The organism is Spirochaeta isovalerica (assembly GCF_014207565.1).
Taxonomy (GTDB): domain Bacteria; phylum Spirochaetota; class Spirochaetia; order DSM-2461; family DSM-2461; genus Spirochaeta_F; species Spirochaeta_F isovalerica.
In genome coordinates this window covers 14,261-35,451 of the sequence record NZ_JACHGJ010000015.1, presented here as the reverse complement: position 1 = coordinate 35,451, position 21,191 = coordinate 14,261, and the positions used below count along the sequence as shown (strand labels likewise).

Genomic DNA, 21,191 nt, shown 5'->3' with positions numbered 1-21,191 from the left:
CAAGCTCAAATATCAAGCTCATATTTCTCTATTTAAAATTCAGGGCGAAATCGATCAGAATATCCTCGAGCTGTTTTACAGAGTCGATCTCCACATATTCCCCGTCGCCGTGCCAGAAATCTCCCACCGGTCCGAACTCAACGGCCGGGATTCCCAATCCGGTGAAAAACCGGGCATCGGAGCCGCCGTGCTGGGCTGCCAGTAGCACATCTTTTCCCGGAAGGATCCGGCTGACCGATTGCTTCAGACGCTGCACATAGGGATTGTCCGGCTGAACATTGACACCGGGCTCAATGGCAACGACCGACACCTCTCCGTCGACAACACGGCGGATTTCCTTCAGAATTTCCTCATGATCGAGATGGGGAACGAAGCGGATATCGATGCCCATGGTGCAGCTGTCGGGAACCCGGTTATAGATATCGCCGCCGCGGATCAGAGCCAGGTTCACCGAGGATCTCTCATAAAAGTCCGACCCTTCATTCAGTATAGGCAGAGCTTCGATGCGGGCGTAATTCTCCATAGCCTTTTCAATGGCGTTCACCCCTTCCCAGGGGCGGGAACCATGAGCTGAAACGCCGAGGGTTTCCACATCGATCCGGACAATGCCCTTGGCCTGTATGGAGGGGTTGAGGTTTGTCGGTTCGGTACAGATAACGAAATCGCCGACATAGCCTTTTTTGATAAGATGGGCTGTTCCGTATTTCCCACCGGTCTCCTCGTCGGGAACCAACTGAAGCATAAGGCGGCAGGGAAGATCCATTTTGCTGAGTTTTATTAAAGCTTCCATCATGGCGACACAGCCGCCTTTCATATCGGCAGAGCCCCGGGCGATAAGCTTTCCCGCCTCTTCAACCGGTTCGAACTGTGGATCTTTCCCGGAAACAACATCGAGATGCCCGTTGAGGATCAGAGTTTTTCCGTCTTTTCCCACAACAGCCACATAGCTCTTGTATCCCTCATTTTCGATAATTTCGCCTGAAATACCATTTTCTTTCAGATAAGCCGCGGCCAGTTCGATGGCTTTTCCGGTACGGGCGGGATCGATGCTTTTGATTCTGATCAGTTCGTGAAGAATATTCATTTCGCACTCTCCCGGTTATCTCCAGATAGGAATCGGCCGAACCATTGGAGTATCAACCTGTACCGCTCCATCTTGCTCTGTGGCTTCCCCCGGACAACGAGACTGTGATTTTCTCCGGAAAAAAGAGAGAGACTGGTTTCCACGCCGTGATAATTCAAAGCGTTAAACATATTGAGGGATTCAGTATACATACAGCGGAAATCCTCTTTGCCGTGAACAAATAACGTAGGGGTTTTTACTCTGTCCGCCCTGTATATCGGGGAATCCTCAATGGCTTTTTCCCGGTTCCGCCACGGATCAGAGCCGCTTCCGAGATATTCTCCGACGTATTGAGGCCCGATATCCGATGAAGTAAATGCCGTCTGCAAATCGCTGATACCCCGCTCTGTAACCGCGGCTTTAAATCTATCCGTATGAGTGATAATATAATTGGCTAAATATCCGCCATAGGATCCGCCGGTAACGCCGAGACGATTCTTATCAATAGCCGGGTACAGGGAAAGGACCTCATCGGTAAATGCCATTAGCTGTCGATAAGGCTGTTCCGCAAAGGAACCGCTGATACGGGCAAAATCATCACCTCTTCCATCACTGCCCATTGGATTACCGCAGAAAACAAAATATCCCTCGGCACAGAGCAACTGGATATCGTGAGAATAAACCGGCGCATAAAGCATTTTCGGACCGCCGTGAATCATCAGTACGGCAGGATATTTTCTGTTTTCTTCATAGTTGACAGGAGGATAGACAAACCCGTCCAGCTCGACGCCATCGGCTTCGCAAGTCAGAGATACCGGCTGAGAAAGTGATCGTCGGGAAATCCAGTTATTGATCCCGGAAAGAGGCTTTGTCCCCTCCGGGCCGGTAAAAAAGAGTTCCGTCAGATTCAGATCTTTTAGCCCGAGCAACAGTATCCCTTTTTCCACAATCTGAAAACTTCCGATTACCTGCATATCGGAGACAATCTCCTGCCAGGTTCCCTGAGAATCGATTCTGTATAGTTTATCGCCCTTTCGGCCTACCATTTTGAAGTAGAGGTGGTTTCCGTATTTCAGAAAGGGCTCTGAATCGGAGTAAAAGGAATCAGTAACAACTGAAGGATGTTCCAGACTTAAGTCGGGTGTCTTACAAAAAAGATCAACCCTGCCGCTTTTCTCATCCACCCGGTAAAATCGGGGATTATCGTTCCTGCTGCAACGGGCCAGATCAACGCCGGCCATGAGGATAAGATCAGTTGCCATCATTTCTATATGAAAAATCCGATAGGAATCATGGAGAAGATTGCGGCTAGTCCCTGTTTCCATGTCATAGAGATATAGATCGGAGCCTGGAGGCTTTACCCTCCCGGTCGTATAAACCGTATAAAGAATCCGCTTTTCTTCAAAAGCAAAATCAACAAGATCGACACAATTATCGAGAGTACTGATCATATTGATATCATTACCATCCGCTTCAGAGCGAAAGAGACAGACAGTGCTGTTGTTTACAGGCCCCCGCCCTTCAATGAAAAAGGGACTTCTCTCACCGGAAAAAACCCTGTCGTTTACCTGGGAACGGGGAACTTCAGCGGTAAAATAAAAACAGGACCTGTCAAAAGCGAACTTCTTTACGGGAAATGGGATAGTGAAAAGAAGCCTGAGAGTTCTTTTTTCGGGATTGAAGGAGTGAAAATCCGTATCCCCGTCATTTATCACCTTGAAAATGATTTCTCCATTCTCCGGAAGATAATCATCGGGCTCGAAGGGAATTTCCAGATTATTCATATCCATGCTTTCCAGGTCCACGAATTTGACAACTTTGCGGTATCTGTTATCCTTCAAGTCCGGCACGATTTCCGAGAATAAAGCGATCTTTCCGTTCTCATCAGTTTTGAGGTTGGTCAGCACCCGGTTCTGTAGAAAATCTTCCTGTTTAAGCTTTCCGATCATGACAACTCCGAAAAGCATACATGCAACTTATATGCCATCTTTTTTTACAGGAAGTGCCGAGAGGGGCATACTTTTCCGGTTTTCAGGAGTATGATGAGTCTATGAAGTCCATTGCCATTGTTACAGACTCAATCATCAAAGGGAAACGCCTGAGTAACCTGGGAGAGATAGTAAAGGCGAACATTCTCGATGTTTTCGGATCGAACGTTCTGGTAAAAAATTACTTCATTGACACCCTGACTCCCGAGAGCATGATTAAGGAAGATATCATCGTTATCATGGCCAGCAGCCGAGCCAGCAAAGTGCGCCGTTACACCAGTCATCCGGAAAATATTATCGTAGCGAAAAGAACCTTTTCCAAAAAGAGCATCGCCCCTCTGTATGACATTCCCGAAGGCTCTGATGTTCTTATCGTCAATGATGATATTGAAACGGTTCTGGAATCGATTTCCTCTCTCTATCACATCGGAATAAAAAACGTTAATCTCATACCCTTTATTTCCGGTAAAGATTACAATCACATAAAATATGCCGTCTCCCCTTCAGAACCGGAGCTGATCCCCGAAAATATTGAGAACGTATTCGATGTGGGACACCGCGTGCTTGATATTTCGACCATGCTCCTCATCATCAACACCCTGAAAATTGATGACAAAAAGACTCAGCAGAATCTCTACAACTACTATCAGGAAATTTTCAGTTCCAATGAAGGAATCGTCCAGAATTACAACAGCCTGCTGGCCAGAACAGAAGAGCTGGATCAGCTCCTGGACCTATCCCACGACGGCATTCTGCTTACAGACAAAGAGGGAAAAATCCTGATATACAACAAGAAATTCAAGGAGATTTTCGACCTCAAAGGCAAGCTGAGAGACCAGAATATCGGAGAGATTCTCAAAGAAATCGACCCGGCAATATACTCGGAAAATGATTTTCACGACGACCTGATTCACTTTAAAAAGAAAATTATCAACCTGGAAAAAAGAAACGTCATCCATTTCAATAAAGAGGAGAGGATGTATTTCAGTTTTCAGGAAGTGACCCATATAAAAAAGCTGGAGCAGAACCTCAGCCGGAAGCTCCGGCAGAAAGGGCATGTGGCGCGTTACAGCTTGAATGATATTGTTACGACTTCTTCAGAAATGAAAAACATCGTTCAGAAGGCTAAAAAAATTGCCCAGACCGATCTGACTGTATTGATTACCGGCGAAAGCGGGACAGGAAAGGAGATTCTGGCCCAGGCCATCCACAATGCCTCCCCCCGGAAAAATCAACCCTTCATCGCTGTTAACAGCGCCGCTATTCCGGAAAGCCTGATCGAAAGTGAGCTCTTCGGTTACGAAAGCGGCTCATTCACCGGAGCCCTGAAAGAGGGAAAGCCGGGCCTTTTCGAAAAAGCCCATAACGGAACGATTTTTCTCGATGAAATAGGGGATATGCCCAACCATCTCCAGTCAAAGCTCCTCAGAGTTCTACAGGAACGGCAGATCGTTCCCGTCGGTTCGGACAGAGTCATCGATATCGATATACGGGTTATAGCCGCCACTCATAAAAGTCCCACGGAGATGATAGAAAGCGGAAGTTTCAGAAAAGATCTCTTCTACCGCCTCAACGTATTTCCTCTTGAGCTCCCTTCTCTGAGTGAGAGGGTTCAGGACATACCTCCTTTACTCAAGCGGTTCACGGGAAACAGATTCCTCTTCAGCCCCGAGTGCATCGATCTATTAAAAAACCACAACTGGCCGGGGAATATCCGGGAGCTCTACAATATCGCCCAGTACATTTCCACCTTCGAAGAAAGAGATATTGTGGATATCGATTCCCTTCCCCGGTATATGAAAAATCAGTTCCAGATCTCAAAAAAAAGCCGGGACAAGTTCTCAAGATCCAATGAACTTCTGGTTCTCGGGGAGATGACTGATCCCGAGTTGTCATTTGCCGTTTTGAAAGCTATTGATTTGCTCAATTCCATCGGAAAAACAGCGGGAAGAAACCATATCATTCAATTGATGAAACAAGAGGATTACAGTATTGGAGAAAGTCTGCTCCGGAGAATTCTGGCACAGCTTCAAAGCCTGGATTTTATTATCATAAAAAAAGGGAGAAGCGGTTGCTATCTTACGGAAAAAGGAGCTCTCCATCTATCTTCACAACAAATACAGGTTGAAATATAGGTAAATAAACAGGTCCTAATCCTATTTACAATCCTGTTTATTAACCTTTTAATGCTATAAATTCTCATTCAGATTGGATATCCGGTACTGATTCCTTCCGTTCTTCTTCGCTTCATACAGAGCTTCATCTGCCCGGACTATTAGGTTTTTGCACATGGCATCGCTCCGGAAATTATCTTTTCGGGGGTTTTCGAGAATCGGGCAGCTGGCTACGCCCATACTGATGGTTACGATTTTTTCAACTTTGGAATATTCGTGAGGAATGGCGGCGGCTCTCACCGCATTTATGAGAAATCCGGCCACCTTTTCGCTGTTCTCCCGATTGGTAGAGGGAAGTATGACAACGAACTCCTCTCCCCCGTAACGGGCGACAACATCTCCAGCCCTTTTCAAACTGTCTTTCAGCAACTGAGCGACTTTCCTTAAACAGTCATCCCCCGCCTGGTGGCCGTAACCATCATTATAGAGCTTGAAAAAGTCAATATCGATCAGCAGTAAAGAGAGCGGTTCACCGGCCCTGGCAGCCCTTTTCATTTCTGTCTGAAAGGCTGAATCAAAATACCGCCTGTTATTGACTCCGGTCAGCCCATCCAAATGGACAAGCGCCTCCAGATGGGCATTCACTTCTTTCAATTCTCTTTCAAGAGCTTTTCTTTCAGTTACATCGCGGGCTATTCCCTGATGGCCTTTAAATTCTCCATCTATGACAACGGGATTCTGCGCCACATGAACATCAAGCGATTTGCCTTCGCTTCCCCTGATAAGGGCGTCAAAATTGTCATTTGAATCACTGGAGCTGATTTCTTCAAAAAAACCGGACAACTTCTTTCCGACGATCTGATCGCGGGACAGACCGGTCATCTTCTCGAAGCCTCTGTTAATCGATAAGACTATACCCTTCTCATCAGTCAGAAATATCCCGTCGGAACTGACAGACAACAACCCGTTATACAGCTGAAGAGCCCGGTCCAAATCAGCCTTACGGCTCCTTTGCCGAATTAATTCGTAAGCGATGAATCCGGCGATGCCCGATGCGGTAAGCGCAAGAATCTGCAAGAGAATATCATTACGGGATATTATATGGGGATGAAAAAAGCTCAAAAGAAAAGCCAGCATCACCGAGATAATAATCCCCGCTCTGTTTTCCGAAACAATTAAAGGAATCAGCACGATAAGAAAAAAGATACTGAACACCTGTGGTGCAAGCAGTGAAGAGAAAAACCAGAATGGAAGAAACACAACTGCTAACCGGTATTCCAGAAATTTATTCCTGAACAGCCCCGATGGAAGGAGGTCTTCAAGTATGATAAGGGTCATTAAAGCGAGAAAGCCCAGATGAAAGAAAGAATCTTCCATCCTGTAGGATATGGAAAGGGCATAAACCAGATATCCCAATGAGCTTAAAACAGCGAGAAGCCTTGTCAGATAAGGAGCGGGCAGCAAATTGCCTGACTGATCCTGTTTCAGCATCCCGCTGCCGGTCTGGAGCAGAAGAATCAGAACTTCCAGCATAGCAACCACTATTACCATATAAAAAATCAGCGGTGACTGTTGCCAGGAAAAACCGAGATAGCCAATATCGATATAACCGGAAAACCCGGGATGAGTCACAATGACAATAGAGGCAAGAGGTACGTCGTCGAGTGCCCCGTTCAGATCAGCGTTCTCCTCCTGCCAGGAATTTACCCCGAATCGATCCAGAGGCACGGAAAATGTATGCCATCCCGCTTCGGGAGTGGGCACTTCATAGGTGAAAATTTCACCACCGGGAGATTCCTCAATCTGCAGCTCAAAACCTTGAGCCTCACCGGAGACCCTCCATTCCATATTGATTTCCGCATCAAGAGGCGGATTTAATTTTCCGGAGATACCGACTCCCTTATAGAGGTCCGCACCATCATGGCTGGAATAACGGAGAAAACCACCGCCTTCTTCGTCTGATTCGAATACAATAGAGGAAAGGTCATCATAATAGACAAACCAGCCGAGCTCCTGCGGAGTTTGATCCGATATTATCGAATCCCTATCAATAAGAGTTAAAACCGAATTCCCTCCGGTTTTATTATAAATGAGAAAGGCTCCCAGACTCAGAAGGAGAAGGGCAAAAACAAGAAGAACAAAAAAGATCCGGGAAAAAAATCTGAATTGATGTGACTCTATCATTGCTTTTTAAATTATAGTAATTAATTCCCGATTATGCGATTTTATAAGTCAATTCTAATACCCCAGATAAGACCGAATCTCGGCAAGAAACTTATGCCCGTACTGATCCATCTTCCGCTCTCCCACTCCTGAAACCCTGAGCATGGCGGAACGGTCATCCGGTTTCAAATGGCTCATTTCCTTGAGGGTTTTATCGCTGAAAACAATATAAGGCGGTATTTTATTCTCTTTAGCTATAAGCGCCCTCACATCCCGGAGTCTTGAAAAGAGCTCCTCGTCAAAATCCACTTCGCGGAAATTGAGTTTTTTCTCCGGTTCTTTTTCCTTTTTCATAAGTACGGAGAAACCGGCACGCCCATAGAGAATGTCCCCTCCGGACTCATTGAGCTTGAGGGCATTAAAACTGTCCGGATCGCGGTAGATATGCTTCTGCCCCAGCAACTCATTGACGATACTGCTCCACCAGACTTTACTTTTGTCTTTTCCGACGCCCCAGGTCTTCAACTCGTTGTGCCCGAACTTGCGGATCTTTTCCGTATCGGCACCCCTGACGATATCAATAATCTGTCCGATACCGAAGCGCTGTCCCGAACGCACTATGGCGGAAAGGACTTTCTGAGCATCTACCGTTCCATCGACCTGCTCCGCCTCGCCGTTGCAGATATCGCAGGCTCCGCAGTTGCCCTCGTAGGATTCGTTGAAGTACTCGAGAATCTGCTTGCGGCGACAGACATTGATCGATGCCAGATTGGAGATGTTATTCAGGTTTCTGTTGGCTCGGACCTTTTCATTTTCATCACTGATTTTATCGATAAAGTAGTGGATTTTCGCTATGTCTCCGGCGCTGTAAAGAAGAAGACACTCCGAAGGAAGTCCATCCCGTCCGGCCCGGCCTGTTTCCTGGTAATACCCTTCGACACTCTTCGGAAGATCGCCGTGTACAACAAAGCGGATATTGCTTTTATCAATACCCATGCCAAAGGCAATTGTCGCAATCACGACATCGACCTCATCCCGGTTGAAAAGGTCCTGGTTTTTCTCTCTCGTTTTTGATGCGAGCCCGGCATGATAAGGCAGAGCCTTGATTCCCTTTTCAGACAGGTAGGCGGCTGTTTTCTCCACATCGGCGCGGGACAGCCTGTATACAATTCCCGATTGCTTTTTCCTTTTACGAATAAACTCATATATCTGCCTGTTGGCCCCGTTCTTCGGAACGATCCGGTAATAGAGCTCTTTCCGGTCGAAAGAAGCCCGGACCAAAAAAGGATCGCGCATTTTCAGAAGTCCGATAATATCTTCCTGGACCTTCAGGGTCGCTGTCGCTGTAAAAGCGGCGATTACGGAACCGGGGAAAAACTCCCGGATTCGCGATAGGGACAGATAGTCAGGCCTGAAGTCATGCCCCCATTCGGAAACGCAGTGAGCCTCGTCTACGGCGACAAAAGAGACATTGAATTTCTTAAGATTCTCGGAAAAACCGTCTATGGCAAAACGTTCGGGTGAGATATATAGGAGTTTGGCTTTTCCCGCTTCCAGAGCCTGATAGACATCCGCCGTTTCCATCGGAGAAAGAGAGCTGTTCAGACAGTATGCCTCAATACCGTAAGCTCTGGCACCGTCCACCTGATCTTTCATCAAAGCGACAAGAGGGCTCATGACTATGGTGATCCCTTCGAAAAGGAGAGCCGGAAGCTGATAACAGATAGACTTTCCCCCGCCGGTGGGCAGTGAAGCGAAAACATCTCTCCCCTCCAGGATATTTGTGATTATTTCTTTCTGATAGGGTCTGAATTTTTTAAATCCGAAGATCTTCTTTAGGGCGGCTTCAGGTTTTTTCATCTTTAGTAATACTACCGGCTTTTCCCGTCCTGTGCATCAAGGGGAGAAAAGAATTCTTCTATTTACAGACAAGAGAACCCTGTTCTTTCCTCTCATTCCTGATTGATCATATATCGAGGTACGGGATTATTCATGGCCTTGAAGAGGTTGTCCCTGATCGATTCGTCTTTCTCCGCCATGAAATTGATGACGGAACGCATCTCCTTCCTTTTCGATTGGGTATCGAAATTACAGGTGCAGGTTATCCGGCTGATTCCTTTCTCTTCGGCAAAACGGATAATTTCTTTCTCTTTCACCAGAGCGAGGGGGCGGATTAAAGTCTGATCGTAATTATCGAACTTCAGGACCGGCAGCATGGTGGACATTTCCCCTTTATAGGCCATATTCATAAAGAAAGTCTCCAGAATGTCATCCATATGGTGTCCCAGTGCAATCTTGTTACAGCCGGACTGCGACGCAAACTTCATAAGCTCCATGCGCCGCTGGGAAGAACACCAGTAGCAGTTCATCTTCCTTCCCGGTTTGAGCCGTTTTAAAACCGGAACATCGATGACTGTCAAAGGGATCCCCTCATCTTTCAGGAACTGCTCAAAGCCGCTTTTATCAACAGAGTTGTCAAAATCGGTACGGATATGGACGGCGTGAATATCAAAATTGATATGGTAGTCCGAGTTAGCCTTCAAAGCCAGGAAGTACGCCATGGTCAGGGAATCCTTACCCCCCGATACAGCCAGGGCGATTTTATCTCCCGGTTCAATCATTTTATACCGGAGTATGGCCTGATTGATTTTCCGGTCAATATGTTTATCCACCTATCAGACCTTTTTCCAGCTGAGAATATAGATCCAGTCGCTGTTCTCCAGATGAGGATCGGCATAAGAGAACTTCCCTCTCCAGCGCAGCTCTTCCGAAGCCTTCAGAAAGTGACAGAGAGCAATCCCCATATCGAGCAGTTGTATTTTAAAGTGGCGGAACAGCCTTGCATAATTTTTATCCAAGTCGCAGTAGAGATGATGCAGGTCTCCCTGCCGCACGATTCTCCAGGGTTGTTTGTTGGAGGCGGAAGGAGCAAACCGAACAGACTCTATGACTTCGTCGACCGGGGCAGGATATTTTTCCAGGTCTTCCGGCATCAGCTGACCGTCTGTGTTCCAGGAAAAGAGAATTTTATTATGGGGCTTGCGGTTTTTGGAACCGGCTACAAACCGGGAGATCTTTTCGGTCAATGACATCTTTTCGCCGCTGAAGCCGATGGGCGATATGGCGGGAATGATTTTCCCTTCAGGCAAAGTCAGCAGCCTGGCCACTTTTCCCCTGCTGAAAGTCCCTCCGAGCCAGCATGTCCCCAGTCCAATTGCAGCCAGCTCCAGAACAGCCTCTTCAAAACAGTATCCGTAGTCGATGATAGCATGTTCCTCGTTCTCCGCATATCCTCCGAAATAGAGCGGTGCGTTTTTGATCATACCATAGGATGAGAGCTTTCCGATCTCTTCCCGGGTTTCATCATTAACAGAGATAAGCGTGAAACTGAAGCGGTTCCCGAAAGGCCCTTTTCGCTGCTTGGTGACAATTTTTTCTACGCTCTCCATCAAAGAGCTACCGGGCATTTCATCCAAATAAGTTCGGACCGAAGTCCTTTTGTCCATGGCATCCAACATATTCATATCAGCTAATTATACCTTAATTCACTGTGAAATCACGAAGTTTAAACTTAAAGCCCCGGAATATACCAGTAGATTCCCAGAAAGAAACAGATACTTCCGCCCAGTACGAAAAGATGCCAGATAGCGTGGTTGAACGGGAGTTTTTTTATAGAGTAAAATCCCGTTCCGACCGTGTAAGTGACACCCCCGGCGATAATCCATTTCATCAGCTGCGGAGGGATGACAGCCGTCACCGGCTCCCAGATAAAGACGATCAGCCAGCCCATTGCAATGTAGAGAACAACATGGAGAGGCTTGAGCCTGCTCCAGAAAATCAAAGTGAAGGCAACTCCCAGAAAGGCAATTCCCCAGACGACAGCGATAAAAGCGTAACTGAGCTTCGTCCCGACAGCGATGAGAATCGGCGTATAGGTTCCGGCTATGAGAAAGTAAATATTGGAATGATCAAGAATCCGGAGAACCCTTTTGAGATTTGACGGTTTGACGAGATGATAAAACCCCGAAGCGGAATAGAGCAGAAGCATGGAAAGGGTAAAAATTATATATCCCGCCGTTGCCCCCTTATTGCCCGAAGCCAGACCGGCACGGACAAGCAGAAACATTCCGATGAGAGACAAAAGAGCTCCCGCCAGATGGGTGGCGGCGTTGGCCGTCTCCTCTTTCGGATTGGCATAGTTCTGTAAAGTGATGCGGTTTTCCAACCAGTCGCTGAAACGGCTCATAAAAACTCCTCGCAGTATGGGTTGATAGATAATAAGATATACATAAGAGCCATAAAAATGAATGAGAAATTGATAAAAAAAATATTGAATGCCCTTCCCGGCGAACCGGGGATTATGGATAGCTCGGGGTATCCCCGATCAGCTGTTCTGGCAGCTTTATATGAAAAAAAAGGCGAACCCCATCTGATTTTTCAGAAAAGGAATACCAACATCCGCCAGGGCGGCGAGATCTGTTTCCCCGGCGGACGATACGAAGTGGATCGGGATCGCAGCATGCTTGAAACCGCTGTCCGTGAAACGATGGAAGAGATGGGTGTCGGAAGAGATAAAATTGAAGTTCTGGGACATATAGACACTCTTGTAGCATCTATGGGCGCTGTTGTTCATTGCTTTCTGGGAGAGATGAAAATCGAAGATCTTTCCGAATTGAACATAAACAGCGACGAAGTGGAGCGGGTTTTTTCCGTTCCTCTTAAATGGTTTATGGAAAACCCTCCCGAAGAGTATACAGTTCAGATTGAAATTAAGCCGCGATACCGAGACGCATCAGGAAAAGAAGTGATTCTGCTGCCGGTCGAAGAACTCGGATTGCCCGATCGCTACAGGGAGCCTTGGGGACATAGTAACAGAAAGATTTATGTATGGCGCGTAGAAGGGGAAACGATCTGGGGTATGACGGCCCAGATGACGCGGCATATAACCGGACTTTTGAGGGGAATTATTTAATTCCCTTTTTCGTTATGCTGCAGAATTCCTCGAGGTCGGAACAGAGTGCCGATGCATATCTGTCGTAGGGAGTCGGCTGATTGTTTACCACAATCAGTTTTCCTCCGTTCTGAAGCGCCGTATCGATAAATGAAGCCGCGGGATAAACAACCAGAGTCGATCCGAGAGCGATAATAAGATCAGCCCTTGAGCTCACGTCTACAGCTTCCTGAACAGCCTTTTCGGGAAGCGATTCTCCGTAAAAGGTGATATCCGGCTTTATTACTCCGCCGCATTCCCGGCACCGGGGGACTTTCCCCTCCGAAGCGACTGGAGCGATATCATGGTAAGAATACTTCTCGCCGCAGTTACGGCAGTAGGCGGTTTCCGCCGTTCCATGGACCTCAATGACTCTCTGAGATCCGGAGCGCTGATGGAGCCTGTCAATATTCTGGGTTATGACAGCCTGTAGCGCACCGGCTTTCTCCAGCCGTGCAAGTTCTTTGTGGACCACAGAGGGCTCAATATTCTCCAGGTCGTAAACCAGCTCCCTTGCCTGTTGATAAAAGAAGGAAGGGTCTCTGTTAAAGATATTGATATCGAAAATCTTCTCCGGCTCCATTATTCTGCCCAGGCCGTTTTCCCCGCGGAAATCTTTCAGACCGGAAAAAGTAGAAACACCCGCTCCGGTAAAAGCGACAGTGTAAACTGAGTTTTTCATAATTTCGACAATTTTATCCATAGAAACCTTATCGGCAAGATTGATTGACGTCTCCACCGCAACGGGATTATAACAGTAGAATGAAATCATCAATATACGGCGAATTAATTTACACAGGAAAAAAAGTCATAAAAGACTCATACATCAATTTCAATGGCAACCTGATTACCGGCATCAGCAGTGAGCCGGAAGGTGTCGTTCTGGAAAAAGCTCCGGTTATCACGCCGGCTTTTATCGATCCCCATTGTCATATCGGAATGATCCGCTCCGGCGAACCGGGAAGCGAAGCGGAAGCCAATGACCATATCGACCCCATAATCCCGAACGGCGACGCTCTTGATTCAGTCCAGATGGACGATGCGGCGTTCACCGCTTCCATCGAATGCGGAACGCTTTACTCCTGCGCTCTACCGGGAAGCGGCAATATCATCGGAGGACACTCTGCCGTATTGAGAAACTACGGGACCACGACAACCAAGGCCCTGATCAGGCGGGCGGGAATCAAAGCGGCCTTCGGCTACAACCCCATGTCGGTCCGCGAATGGAAAGGCTCCCGACCCTACACGAGAATGGGAGCCCTTTCGCTCCTGAAGAGACGATTTGACGATGTGAAAATACAGGCGGGGAAAGGAGAGCCTCTTACGGGAGATGATCAGGTTATCCTCGATATTCTGGAAAAAAAACAAACGCTGAGGGTTCATGTCCACAAAACTGACGATATCGCTTCCCTGCTCCGACTGGTTGATGCATACGATCTGAAAATTACTGTGGAACACACCTGCGATGTTTTCAGCGATGAAATTTACCGCGAACTGGCGGAGCGTGGAATTTCAGTTATCTACGGACCCATGGATTCACTGGCCTATAAAGTCGAACTGAAGCACGACAACTGGAGAAACATCAAACCGCTCGTTGAGTCGGGAGTCAAATTCGGCCTTATGACCGATCACCCGGTTATTCTTCAGAAAACCCTTTACCTGCAGCTCCGCTGGTTTCTCAGAATCGGCTACACGAAAGAGCAGGCACTGGAGATCATAACAAGGACCAATGCGGAAATTATCGGCCTGGATGATATACTGGGAACGCTGGAAAAGAACAAATGGGCTTCCTTCGTTCTCTGGAACGGCGATCCCTTTGATCTCGGTCACTACCCTCTGTCCTGCTATGGAGAAGGCGAGTTGGTATATAGAGAGAAATGAGCGAAAAGATGACGGTTCTCGTTGCCGAGGACCATCCCGTCAATATGAAAATAATCCGCTTCATGCTGGAAAAAGAGAATTGCCAGGTTCATGGAGCGGAAAACGGCCTGGAAGCCGTTAAGCTCTTCTCAGAGCTCCATCCGGATCTGGTGATTCTGGATATACAAATGCCCGAAATGGACGGCCTGGATGCCTGCAGGGAAATCCGGCGGATTGAAAAGGAAAAGGGCTTGAAAAGAACCCCTATCTCCGCTCTATCTGCCAATGCTTCGACGGAAGACAGAGAAGAAGCGCACAATGCCGGAATGGATCATTTTGTCTCCAAGCCGGTAACGATCGACAACATCTCCGGGCTCCTGGACAAAGTGACCTCCCGGGATCTGTCCGAAGAGACTGAAACCGGAGGCGCAGAGGATTTCGGATACGGGAAACTTCTGGAGACATTCGGAGGTAACGTTGACATTGTAAAATCCCTGCTCAGAGAATTCCTTGACGGCCTGCCGGATATGATGGATCGAGTGAATCGTTTTGAAGCTGAGGGCGATTTCGATTCCCTCGAAAGGACAGCTCACACTCTCAAAGGCCAGATGCTGAATCTTCACTCTTCCGCAGCGTCAGAAGCCTTTGCCTTACTGGAAAGAGCGGCGAGAGAACAGAATAAGGAAAGAGTTATAAAATACAGAGAACGGTGTGACGATCTTGTTGTGGAACTGATCCAGGTTGTCCAGAGCTATCTCTGATCTAATCATCTTCGGCAAGCTCATCACTGTATTTGCGATAAAGCCCGCGGAATTGATCGTATGTCAATTGCATCATTTCGGCGGCATCTTTCTGCTTGCCGCCGCACTTCTTCAAGGCGCGGCGGATAAAATCGATTTCCAGTTCTTTCATTGCCGTTTTATAATTCTCAATCGGGATATCCGCCGTCGTAATGGCTTCATCGGGAATTTTTTCCCTGAAAGGATTTTCAAAAGGATCGAGTTTTACTTCTTTGATGAGTCCATCGGAACAGGTGTAAACAGCCCGTTCCACCACATTCTTGAGCTGCCGTACATTGCCGGGCCAGTGAAAACTTACCATTTTATCAATGATATCATCGGAAAAAGTGATATCGTCACTCCTTCCGAGTTCGCGGTTCATCCGGGCAGCGAAATGAAAAGCCAGAAGAAGGATATCCTCTTCCCGAACTCTTAAAGGGGGGACGAAGAGAACTTCGAAAGAAAGCCTGTCGAGCAGGTCTTCTTTAAATTTTCCCTGTTCGCATTTGGCCGGCAGATCATCATTGGTGGCACCTATGATTCTCACATCCACTTCATGGGTGTAGGAACTGCCCACCCTTTCGAATGTACCGTACTCCACGGCCCGAAGAATTTTTTCCTGAACCTCCATGGGAATGAGCCCGATCTCGTCGAGAAACAATGTCCCGCCGTCCGCTTCCTCAAACCGCCCTTTCCGTCTTCCGGAAGCGCCTGTGAACGCTCCGGCTTCATGGCCGAAGAGCTCGGATTCGATCAATCCGGGAGGCAGGGAAGCGCAGTTCATGGTAACGAAAGGCTTGTCCCATCGCTCGGAAAGGAAGTGAAGTCTCGAAGCAGCCAATTCCTTACCTGTCCCGCGCTCACCTATTATAAGCATGGGTCGGTTGACCTTGGCGGCCCGACTGAGATGCTGCTGAAAATCAAGGAAGACTTCCGATTCGCCCAGAGCTTCCTTAGCGCTGGCAGAGTACTCTTTCATAGAACCAGAGTAATATGATTCAAGGATATTTGCAATTCTGACCTTCCCGGCTCAAAATAAACAAACTGTTTAGATTATTTCTTTCTTTGGTATTTTCAACCACCTCATTTGGTAATATTAACCGGAAAAGTGCTGATTTTTTGGTTTTTCACCTGAAATTCCCGTTCTAAAAACTTGGCACACCGCTTGCAATATAGTTTGTGTAACTTGAAAAAACCTTGGAGGACAATATGGGTATTTTTAGAAGAGGAAAAGACATTATCAATTCAAATATAAACGCGATGCTGGACAAAGCGGAAGATCCTGAAAAAATGATCAAATTGATGATGCAGGAAATGGAAGACACGCTGGTTGATCTCAAATCATCCATCGCTGCCAAAATGGCGTCGAGAACACAGGCTCAGAAGGATCTGAAGGTTCTGGAAGGAAGATTGAACAGATGGACGGAAAGATCGGAATTGGCTGTCGAAAAGGGCCGCGACGATCTGGCGAAGGAAGCTCTGATCGAAAAGAAAAAAGCCAATGATGATCTTCAGGCTGTTCAGAGAGATATCGATCACCTGACACAGATAATCGATGAAACCAAAAACAATATCCTCACTCTCGAGGAAAAACTGCAGACAGTCATTCAGAAGCACAAGCTTCTTATCCAGAGAGCGATTCACGCTAAAGAAAAGAAAGAAGTGAATCAGACTATCCGCCATGCCACCGGCGCGGAAGCCATGGTGCGTTTCAACGAGTTTGAAAACAAAATCGAAAGAATGGAAGCGGAAGCGGAAATGACAACAGTGGGGAAAAGCAGCCTTGAATCGGAATTCGCGAAAATGGAAAGCGGAAGCGATGTGGAAGAAGAGCTGGAAGAACTCAAAAAAACCATGAAGAAAAAAAGCGCTCCCAAAGCGGAAGCCAAGTAAGAGGGAGGAAGACATGGCCTATTGTGAAAGAACAGCGAGACTGTATCGTTCGAGACGTGGTATGATATTCGGTGTCTGCCAGGGAATCGCCGACTGGAGAGGAATTAATGCAGGATATGTGAGACTGGCTCTTGTTGTCCTGACTGTCTTCACGGGCTTCTTCCCCTTCGGTCTGCTCTATCTGCTGGCTGCCTTCTTCCTTCCTCTGGAACCGTCATTCCATGAAAGGGAGAGCCGATCCTGGTATAGATCGGGAGTCAGAAAGGGATTCGATGATCTGAGACAGGAATTTGATGATTTGTCTTCACGGTTTAACAAAATGGATCGCCGAAGCTACAGCAAAGAGAGAGACTGGGACGACCGGTTTAAGGACGACCGTGCCTGAATCAGATTTATTTATGGCGATTTTCACCTGGAATATGGCATTATATGCCGGTCCGGAGGAAAATCGCCGCGATTTGAACTCTGAAAAGGCTCTAATCGCGACTATATATATGGCATGCATCTTGCATAATAATTACTATAAACGGTAATTGGAGGATAAAATGGGTATTTTCACAAGATTTATGGATATCGTGAATTCCAATATAAACGCTCTTCTCGACAAGGCGGAGGATCCGGAAAAAATGATCCGGCTGATGATGCAGGAAATGGAGGACACTCTCGTGGATCTCAAATCCTCCTGCGCAGCTAAAATCGCTTCCCGGTCACGGGTCACCAGAGAACAGGAAGAGCTTGAGAAAAAAGTAACGCGCTGGACTGAACGAGCGCAGCTGGCTGTAGAAAAAGGCCGCGATGACCTGGCCAGAGAGGCCCTTATCGAGAAAAAAGAAGCTCAGGTCGCACTGGATGAACTGAATCGCGAACTGGAGCACTTGAACCAGATTATCGATGAGTGTAAAAATAATATCGTTCTCATTGAAGAAAAACTTCAGACTGTGATACAGAAGCATAAAGCGCTGATCCGCAGAGGCAAAGAAGCCAAAGAAAAGACGAAAGTCAATAAGGTCATGCGCGACGCCTCCGGTTCGGGAGTCATCACACGGTTCAGTGAACTGGAAAACAGGATAGAGAGAATGGAATCGGAAGCCGAAATGTCGGGGTACGGAGCTTCGAGCTCTCTTGAAAACGAGTTCAGCAAACTGGAAGCCGGCGATGAAGTCGATGACGAACTGGCGGAACTGAAAAAAACAGTAAAGAAAACAAAATCGGAGTAGGAAGATAAGTTATGGGCGTTGAATATGTTGGTGTTTTTATACCGATTATCTTTATGGTCTGCATAACCGTGATCATACTCAACAAGCAGAATTCCAGAAAGTCCAATAGTAGAGACCGGGAATCTCTTGATGAGATGTATTACGCCATGAAGGATTTGAAAAAACGGATCGCGAATCTGGAAACCATCCTTTATGAACGGGAACAAAGGAGATGATTATGGCACAGGATAGACTTTACCGATCGAGGAACGGCATGATCTTCGGCGTTTGCCAGGGAATCGCCGACTGGAGAGATCTTCCTGTTGGATATATCAGACTCGGAGTCGTTATAGCTCTGGTCATGACCGGCTTTTTTCCCGTTGGTGTTCTATATATTGCAGCGGGAATGCTGCTGCCTGTTGAACCGAGAGAAGGGAAAAGCGATTATTATGAACGCGATTCCAGGGGAAGACGGGAGTACAGAAGAGAAAACCGCAGAGAGAGTCGCCGGGAAAGGAACGGAGGTTTTACCTTCGATGATATCCGGGAGGAATTTGAAGATATTTCGTCGCGGGTGAACAGGATGGAAGATGAGGTTATTGATAAAGAAAAAGAATGGGAAAAGCGATTTAAAGAAGATTCATGATCTCTACCTTTAATTTAGATACACGGCGGCCGGATAAAGGCCGTCTTTTTTTATTTATAATTGTCCGGGAATCCATGAGAACGCATCTTCCCCGGTTGAATGAGACTGGAAATTATAAAAAAAAACAGTTGACAATAAAACATAAAGGAAAATAATAAGGCATAGAACAATCTTTAGGAGAAAAGAACATGACAAAAAAAGTGCTCATTGCCCTGTTTATTTTAATCGGAATAACTTTTACCGGTTGTAAATCAGTAGACATGACAAGTAACAAGACAGGTTGGTCTGATTATGCAAGTATAGTCGTTAAGGACTACGAAGTAATCGATCATATTTTTGTAGAATCTACGGAAGTGACTAAAGTCGGTATTTTCAAATTCAAAACAACCATTTCCGGATCGACAATCACTTACGACATGCTTATTAAAGAAGCTATCGCGCTCGGTGCTGATGACGTAATAAACGTAAGAATCGAAGCTCAGGACCTGTCCAACAAAAGCTTCCTCAACAGCCTTTTCGGCGGATACACCGAAACCATCAAGTACACAGCTAACGCACTGGCCATCAAATATCTCGATGAAGCAGAAGCTGAAACAAGAAAGGGTGACAGCAATAATCCTTCTGGAATGATGAGTGGAACCGGAGAATCCGGTCTCCTCGGTCTTTTCGGCGGTAACTGATCTTTTCCCGCTGGGAATAAGGAACTGAGTTCCTTATTCCCTTCTCACGATTCTGAAACCGAGATTAAAGCTTTTTCCCGCGATGCTCTCGGACTTCCTTTTATTTATCCTTCCATCCGTACTCAGATTGTTCCAACCGCCTCCCCGAACGACTCTCTGACGTCCCTCTTCCGGACCGGTGGGATCGACTTTCAAAGAAGAGGTATATTCGCCATAATAATCCCAGCACCATTCCGCGACATTTCCCGACATATCATACAGCCCGAGCTCATTGGGGTTTTTCAATCCGACGGGATGCACGGTATTGGAACTGTTATTGTCGTACCAGGAAACCGGCCCCGGGAGATTCGCACCCGCATATATGCTTTTCGCCTGACCGACGGTTCCTCCTCCGGCGGCAAAAAACCACTCGGCTTCTGTCGGCAGACGGTAACCGTTGGCATCGAAATCACATGCGAGAGATCGCCCGCGCCCGGAATAACAGGGCTCAAGCCCTTCCAGCAGGCTCAACTTATTGCAGAACTCAATCGCATCGAGCCACGAGACTTTATTAACCGGATAATCATCTCCATAACTGTAATTGCGGTCTGAGGGATTTCTGCCCATAACGGCTTCGTATTCTTTCTGAGTTACTTCGTATCGGCTGATAATGAAGTCGCTGACCGTTATAAAATGAGTGGGTTTCTCATCGCTGTCGCCAAGCAGAGCGCCCATCTCGACGGTCCCTCCGGAAACACGGACCAGATTATTTTCATCGACTGGCGACTCTTTTTTAATGCGCTGCTTGAAAGCGGCTTCTGATGTTTCATTTTTATAAATGCGAACTTCAAGAGTCTCCCGGCCCTCCCGGTAAACGGCTTCCACTGTGCGGGAGCCAGTTTTGACATCATTAAGAACAGCCGAGGAATTGGCTTCCAGACTTCCGGCAGGCCGTCCGTCAATAAAGACTTCACAGGGTTCAAAGACAGAAATTCGAAGAGATCCGAATTCTTCTCTTTCAACGATCAACCCGCTGCCCGAACCTCTTCCGGCCAGATAGATATCGCTTTCAAGCTGATTGTAATCGCCGGTTCTCTGCATACCGCCCGACGCTTCCCTGACTTCGGTCCTGACTTTTTTCAGAATATCGTAAAATTCAAGCCCGGGCGTTTCAATATATTTGAGCAGAGTCGGTGTAAAAAGTCCGTCCTGAGCCGTCGTTCCCGCATCGGCGGAATAGACTATAATCGAATCGGGAGGCTGATTTCCTATAACGGCGAGCCCCCGGGAAGCGCTTCTCGATTCACCAGGCAGAGGATTGTCCCGGCAGGCATCAAGAATAATAATATTCGTCCGGCTTCCGGAAGATGCCATGGCGCTTACTATCTCTTCAACATCGACAGCGCGGGATTTGACTCTTCTCTCATCGGGAATATCGGCATTGACCGGAATGAGATAGTTCGAGCCGTTGACCTGCACGCCGTGGCCGCCGTAATGAAACAGAGCCAATCCGCCTTTGGCTTTCAGTTTATCCTCAAAAAGCGTAATGGCATCGTAGATTTCGTCTTCCGTTCCGTCCGTCAGGAGAATGACCTCAAATCCGATTCTCTGAAGGGCATTTCTCATATCTCTGGCTTCATCTACCGGATTAGATAAGGTCGAAAAATGTTTGTAATCGCCATTTCCGATAATCAGTGCTGTTTTAGCCTGACTGAAAAGAGGATATGTAAAAAACAAGACTATACTTAATAGTAAAAACTTTCTCATACTATAATTATATGCCCAAAACTTCAAAAGATCATTCCCTTTCAAAGGCTTTAAATAATTAAGCTTACAAGTA

At 47.0% G+C, this 21,191-nt stretch carries 20 protein-coding genes; 10 read left to right on the top strand and 10 right to left on the bottom strand.

The genetic code is table 11. The features are described from left to right. Nucleotides 1-28: 28 nt before the first annotated feature. Entirely contained in the window at nucleotides 29-1,084 is a 1,056-nt protein-coding gene (locus HNR50_RS21670; RefSeq protein ID WP_184748903.1) for a M20 family metallopeptidase, read from the bottom strand. Beyond that, nucleotides 1,081-3,012, bottom strand: coding sequence for an alpha/beta hydrolase family protein (locus tag HNR50_RS21665; protein WP_184748902.1), 1,932 nt, complete (start codon nucleotides 3,010-3,012; stop codon nucleotides 1,081-1,083). Before HNR50_RS21665 ends, HNR50_RS21670 begins: the two co-directional genes overlap by 4 nt. Before the next feature lie 101 nt (nucleotides 3,013-3,113). Between HNR50_RS21665 and HNR50_RS21660 the strand changes: the two genes are divergently transcribed. After that, nucleotides 3,114-5,186: a sigma-54 interaction domain-containing protein gene (locus HNR50_RS21660; protein WP_184748901.1), complete on the top strand. Its 2,073-nt coding sequence runs from the start codon at nucleotides 3,114-3,116 to the stop codon at nucleotides 5,184-5,186. Nucleotides 5,187-5,240: 54 nt separating this feature from the next. Here the strand turns inward: HNR50_RS21660 and HNR50_RS21655 are convergent, their stop codons facing one another. The 5 genes from HNR50_RS21655 to trhA all read right to left on the bottom strand — a co-directional run bounded on the left by HNR50_RS21655 (nucleotide 5,241) and on the right by trhA (nucleotide 11,574). Then, nucleotides 5,241-7,349, bottom strand: a complete 2,109-nt coding sequence (locus HNR50_RS21655) for a GGDEF domain-containing protein (protein ID WP_184748900.1) — start codon at nucleotides 7,347-7,349, stop codon at nucleotides 5,241-5,243. A gap of 54 nt (nucleotides 7,350-7,403) precedes the next feature. Next, nucleotides 7,404-9,188, bottom strand: a complete 1,785-nt coding sequence (gene recQ, locus HNR50_RS21650; RefSeq protein ID WP_184748899.1) for a DNA helicase RecQ — start codon at nucleotides 9,186-9,188, stop codon at nucleotides 7,404-7,406. Between the two features lie 92 nt (nucleotides 9,189-9,280). Beyond that, entirely contained in the window at nucleotides 9,281-10,000 is a 720-nt protein-coding gene (locus tag HNR50_RS21645; RefSeq protein WP_184748898.1) for a PP-loop family protein, read from the bottom strand. Between the two features lie 3 nt (nucleotides 10,001-10,003). Then, nucleotides 10,004-10,852, bottom strand: coding sequence for a nitroreductase family protein (locus tag HNR50_RS21640; RefSeq protein ID WP_184748897.1), 849 nt, complete (start codon nucleotides 10,850-10,852; stop codon nucleotides 10,004-10,006). 47 nt (nucleotides 10,853-10,899) lie between these two features. Continuing rightward, nucleotides 10,900-11,574, bottom strand: coding sequence for a PAQR family membrane homeostasis protein TrhA (trhA, locus tag HNR50_RS21635; protein WP_184748896.1), 675 nt, complete (start codon nucleotides 11,572-11,574; stop codon nucleotides 10,900-10,902). 57 nt (nucleotides 11,575-11,631) lie between these two features. On the opposite strand from trhA, the gene HNR50_RS21630 reads away from it, so the two are divergent. Then, nucleotides 11,632-12,300 (top strand): NUDIX hydrolase, encoded by a 669-nt coding sequence (locus HNR50_RS21630; RefSeq protein WP_184748895.1) that lies wholly within the window; start codon nucleotides 11,632-11,634, stop codon nucleotides 12,298-12,300. Here HNR50_RS21630 and HNR50_RS21625 read toward each other — a convergent pair. After that, nucleotides 12,293-13,057, bottom strand: a complete 765-nt coding sequence (locus HNR50_RS21625; RefSeq protein ID WP_343060261.1) for an NAD-dependent protein deacylase — start codon at nucleotides 13,055-13,057, stop codon at nucleotides 12,293-12,295. The genes HNR50_RS21630 and HNR50_RS21625 overlap by 8 nt on opposite strands. Before the next feature lie 23 nt (nucleotides 13,058-13,080). Here HNR50_RS21625 and HNR50_RS21620 point away from each other — a divergent pair, with 23 nt between their 5' ends. Further along, complete coding sequence (locus tag HNR50_RS21620; RefSeq protein WP_184748894.1) at nucleotides 13,081-14,199, top strand: amidohydrolase family protein; 1,119 nt, start codon at nucleotides 13,081-13,083, stop codon at nucleotides 14,197-14,199. Continuing rightward, a complete protein-coding gene (locus HNR50_RS21615) occupies nucleotides 14,196-14,939 on the top strand; it encodes a response regulator (protein WP_184748893.1) in 744 nt (247 codons plus the stop codon). Before HNR50_RS21620 ends, HNR50_RS21615 begins: the two co-directional genes overlap by 4 nt. A 1-nt stretch (nucleotide 14,940) precedes the next feature. Here HNR50_RS21615 and HNR50_RS21610 read toward each other — a convergent pair whose 3' ends face one another. After that, entirely contained in the window at nucleotides 14,941-15,936 is a 996-nt protein-coding gene (locus HNR50_RS21610; protein WP_184748892.1) for a sigma 54-interacting transcriptional regulator, read from the bottom strand. Nucleotides 15,937-16,166: 230 nt separating this feature from the next. On the opposite strand from HNR50_RS21610, the gene HNR50_RS21605 reads away from it, so the two are divergent. The 6 genes from HNR50_RS21605 (at nucleotide 16,167) to HNR50_RS21580 (ending at nucleotide 19,372) form a co-directional block, all read left to right on the top strand. Continuing rightward, a complete protein-coding gene (locus tag HNR50_RS21605) occupies nucleotides 16,167-16,850 on the top strand; it encodes a PspA/IM30 family protein (protein ID WP_184748891.1) in 684 nt (227 codons plus the stop codon). Nucleotides 16,851-16,863: 13 nt separating this feature from the next. After that, the gene (locus HNR50_RS21600; protein WP_184748890.1) at nucleotides 16,864-17,235 is read left to right on the top strand and encodes a PspC domain-containing protein; all 372 of its coding nucleotides are present in this window, start codon (nucleotides 16,864-16,866) and stop codon (nucleotides 17,233-17,235) included. Nucleotides 17,236-17,395: 160 nt separating this feature from the next. Further along, a complete protein-coding gene (locus tag HNR50_RS21595; RefSeq protein ID WP_184748889.1) occupies nucleotides 17,396-18,067 on the top strand; it encodes a PspA/IM30 family protein in 672 nt (223 codons plus the stop codon). An 11-nt stretch (nucleotides 18,068-18,078) separates the two neighbouring features. Further along, entirely contained in the window at nucleotides 18,079-18,282 is a 204-nt protein-coding gene (locus tag HNR50_RS21590; protein WP_184748888.1) for a hypothetical protein, read from the top strand. Nucleotides 18,283-18,284: 2 nt separating this feature from the next. After that, nucleotides 18,285-18,692: a PspC domain-containing protein gene (locus HNR50_RS21585; RefSeq protein ID WP_184748887.1), complete on the top strand. Its 408-nt coding sequence runs from the start codon at nucleotides 18,285-18,287 to the stop codon at nucleotides 18,690-18,692. 188 nt (nucleotides 18,693-18,880) lie between these two features. Continuing rightward, entirely contained in the window at nucleotides 18,881-19,372 is a 492-nt protein-coding gene (locus tag HNR50_RS21580) for a hypothetical protein (protein ID WP_184748886.1), read from the top strand. A gap of 33 nt (nucleotides 19,373-19,405) precedes the next feature. On the opposite strand, the gene HNR50_RS21575 is transcribed toward HNR50_RS21580, so the two are convergent. Then, entirely contained in the window at nucleotides 19,406-21,118 is a 1,713-nt protein-coding gene (locus HNR50_RS21575) for an SUMF1/EgtB/PvdO family nonheme iron enzyme (RefSeq protein ID WP_184748885.1), read from the bottom strand. Nucleotides 21,119-21,191 lie beyond the last annotated feature (73 nt).

Coding starts and splice junctions, on each gene's coding strand:
- HNR50_RS21600 (WP_184748890.1), top strand. CDS start 16,864: ATGGCCTATTGTGAAAGAACAGCGAGACTGTATCGTTCGAGACGTGGT.
- HNR50_RS21575 (WP_184748885.1), bottom strand. CDS start 21,118: ATGAGAAAGTTTTTACTATTAAGTATAGTCTTGTTTTTTACATATCCT.
- HNR50_RS21665 (WP_184748902.1), bottom strand. CDS start 3,012: ATGATCGGAAAGCTTAAACAGGAAGATTTTCTACAGAACCGGGTGCTG.
- HNR50_RS21615 (WP_184748893.1), top strand. CDS start 14,196: ATGAGCGAAAAGATGACGGTTCTCGTTGCCGAGGACCATCCCGTCAAT.
- recQ (WP_184748899.1), bottom strand. CDS start 9,188: ATGAAAAAACCTGAAGCCGCCCTAAAGAAGATCTTCGGATTTAAAAAA.
- HNR50_RS21655 (WP_184748900.1), bottom strand. CDS start 7,349: ATGATAGAGTCACATCAATTCAGATTTTTTTCCCGGATCTTTTTTGTT.
- HNR50_RS21610 (WP_184748892.1), bottom strand. CDS start 15,936: ATGAAAGAGTACTCTGCCAGCGCTAAGGAAGCTCTGGGCGAATCGGAA.
- HNR50_RS21585 (WP_184748887.1), top strand. CDS start 18,285: ATGGCACAGGATAGACTTTACCGATCGAGGAACGGCATGATCTTCGGC.
- HNR50_RS21580 (WP_184748886.1), top strand. CDS start 18,881: ATGACAAAAAAAGTGCTCATTGCCCTGTTTATTTTAATCGGAATAACT.
- HNR50_RS21590 (WP_184748888.1), top strand. CDS start 18,079: ATGGGCGTTGAATATGTTGGTGTTTTTATACCGATTATCTTTATGGTC.
- HNR50_RS21595 (WP_184748889.1), top strand. CDS start 17,396: ATGGGTATTTTCACAAGATTTATGGATATCGTGAATTCCAATATAAAC.
- HNR50_RS21630 (WP_184748895.1), top strand. CDS start 11,632: ATGAATGAGAAATTGATAAAAAAAATATTGAATGCCCTTCCCGGCGAA.
- HNR50_RS21670 (WP_184748903.1), bottom strand. CDS start 1,084: ATGAATATTCTTCACGAACTGATCAGAATCAAAAGCATCGATCCCGCC.
- trhA (WP_184748896.1), bottom strand. CDS start 11,574: ATGAGCCGTTTCAGCGACTGGTTGGAAAACCGCATCACTTTACAGAAC.
- HNR50_RS21660 (WP_184748901.1), top strand. CDS start 3,114: ATGAAGTCCATTGCCATTGTTACAGACTCAATCATCAAAGGGAAACGC.
- HNR50_RS21620 (WP_184748894.1), top strand. CDS start 13,081: ATGAAATCATCAATATACGGCGAATTAATTTACACAGGAAAAAAAGTC.
- HNR50_RS21605 (WP_184748891.1), top strand. CDS start 16,167: ATGGGTATTTTTAGAAGAGGAAAAGACATTATCAATTCAAATATAAAC.
- HNR50_RS21640 (WP_184748897.1), bottom strand. CDS start 10,852: ATGAATATGTTGGATGCCATGGACAAAAGGACTTCGGTCCGAACTTAT.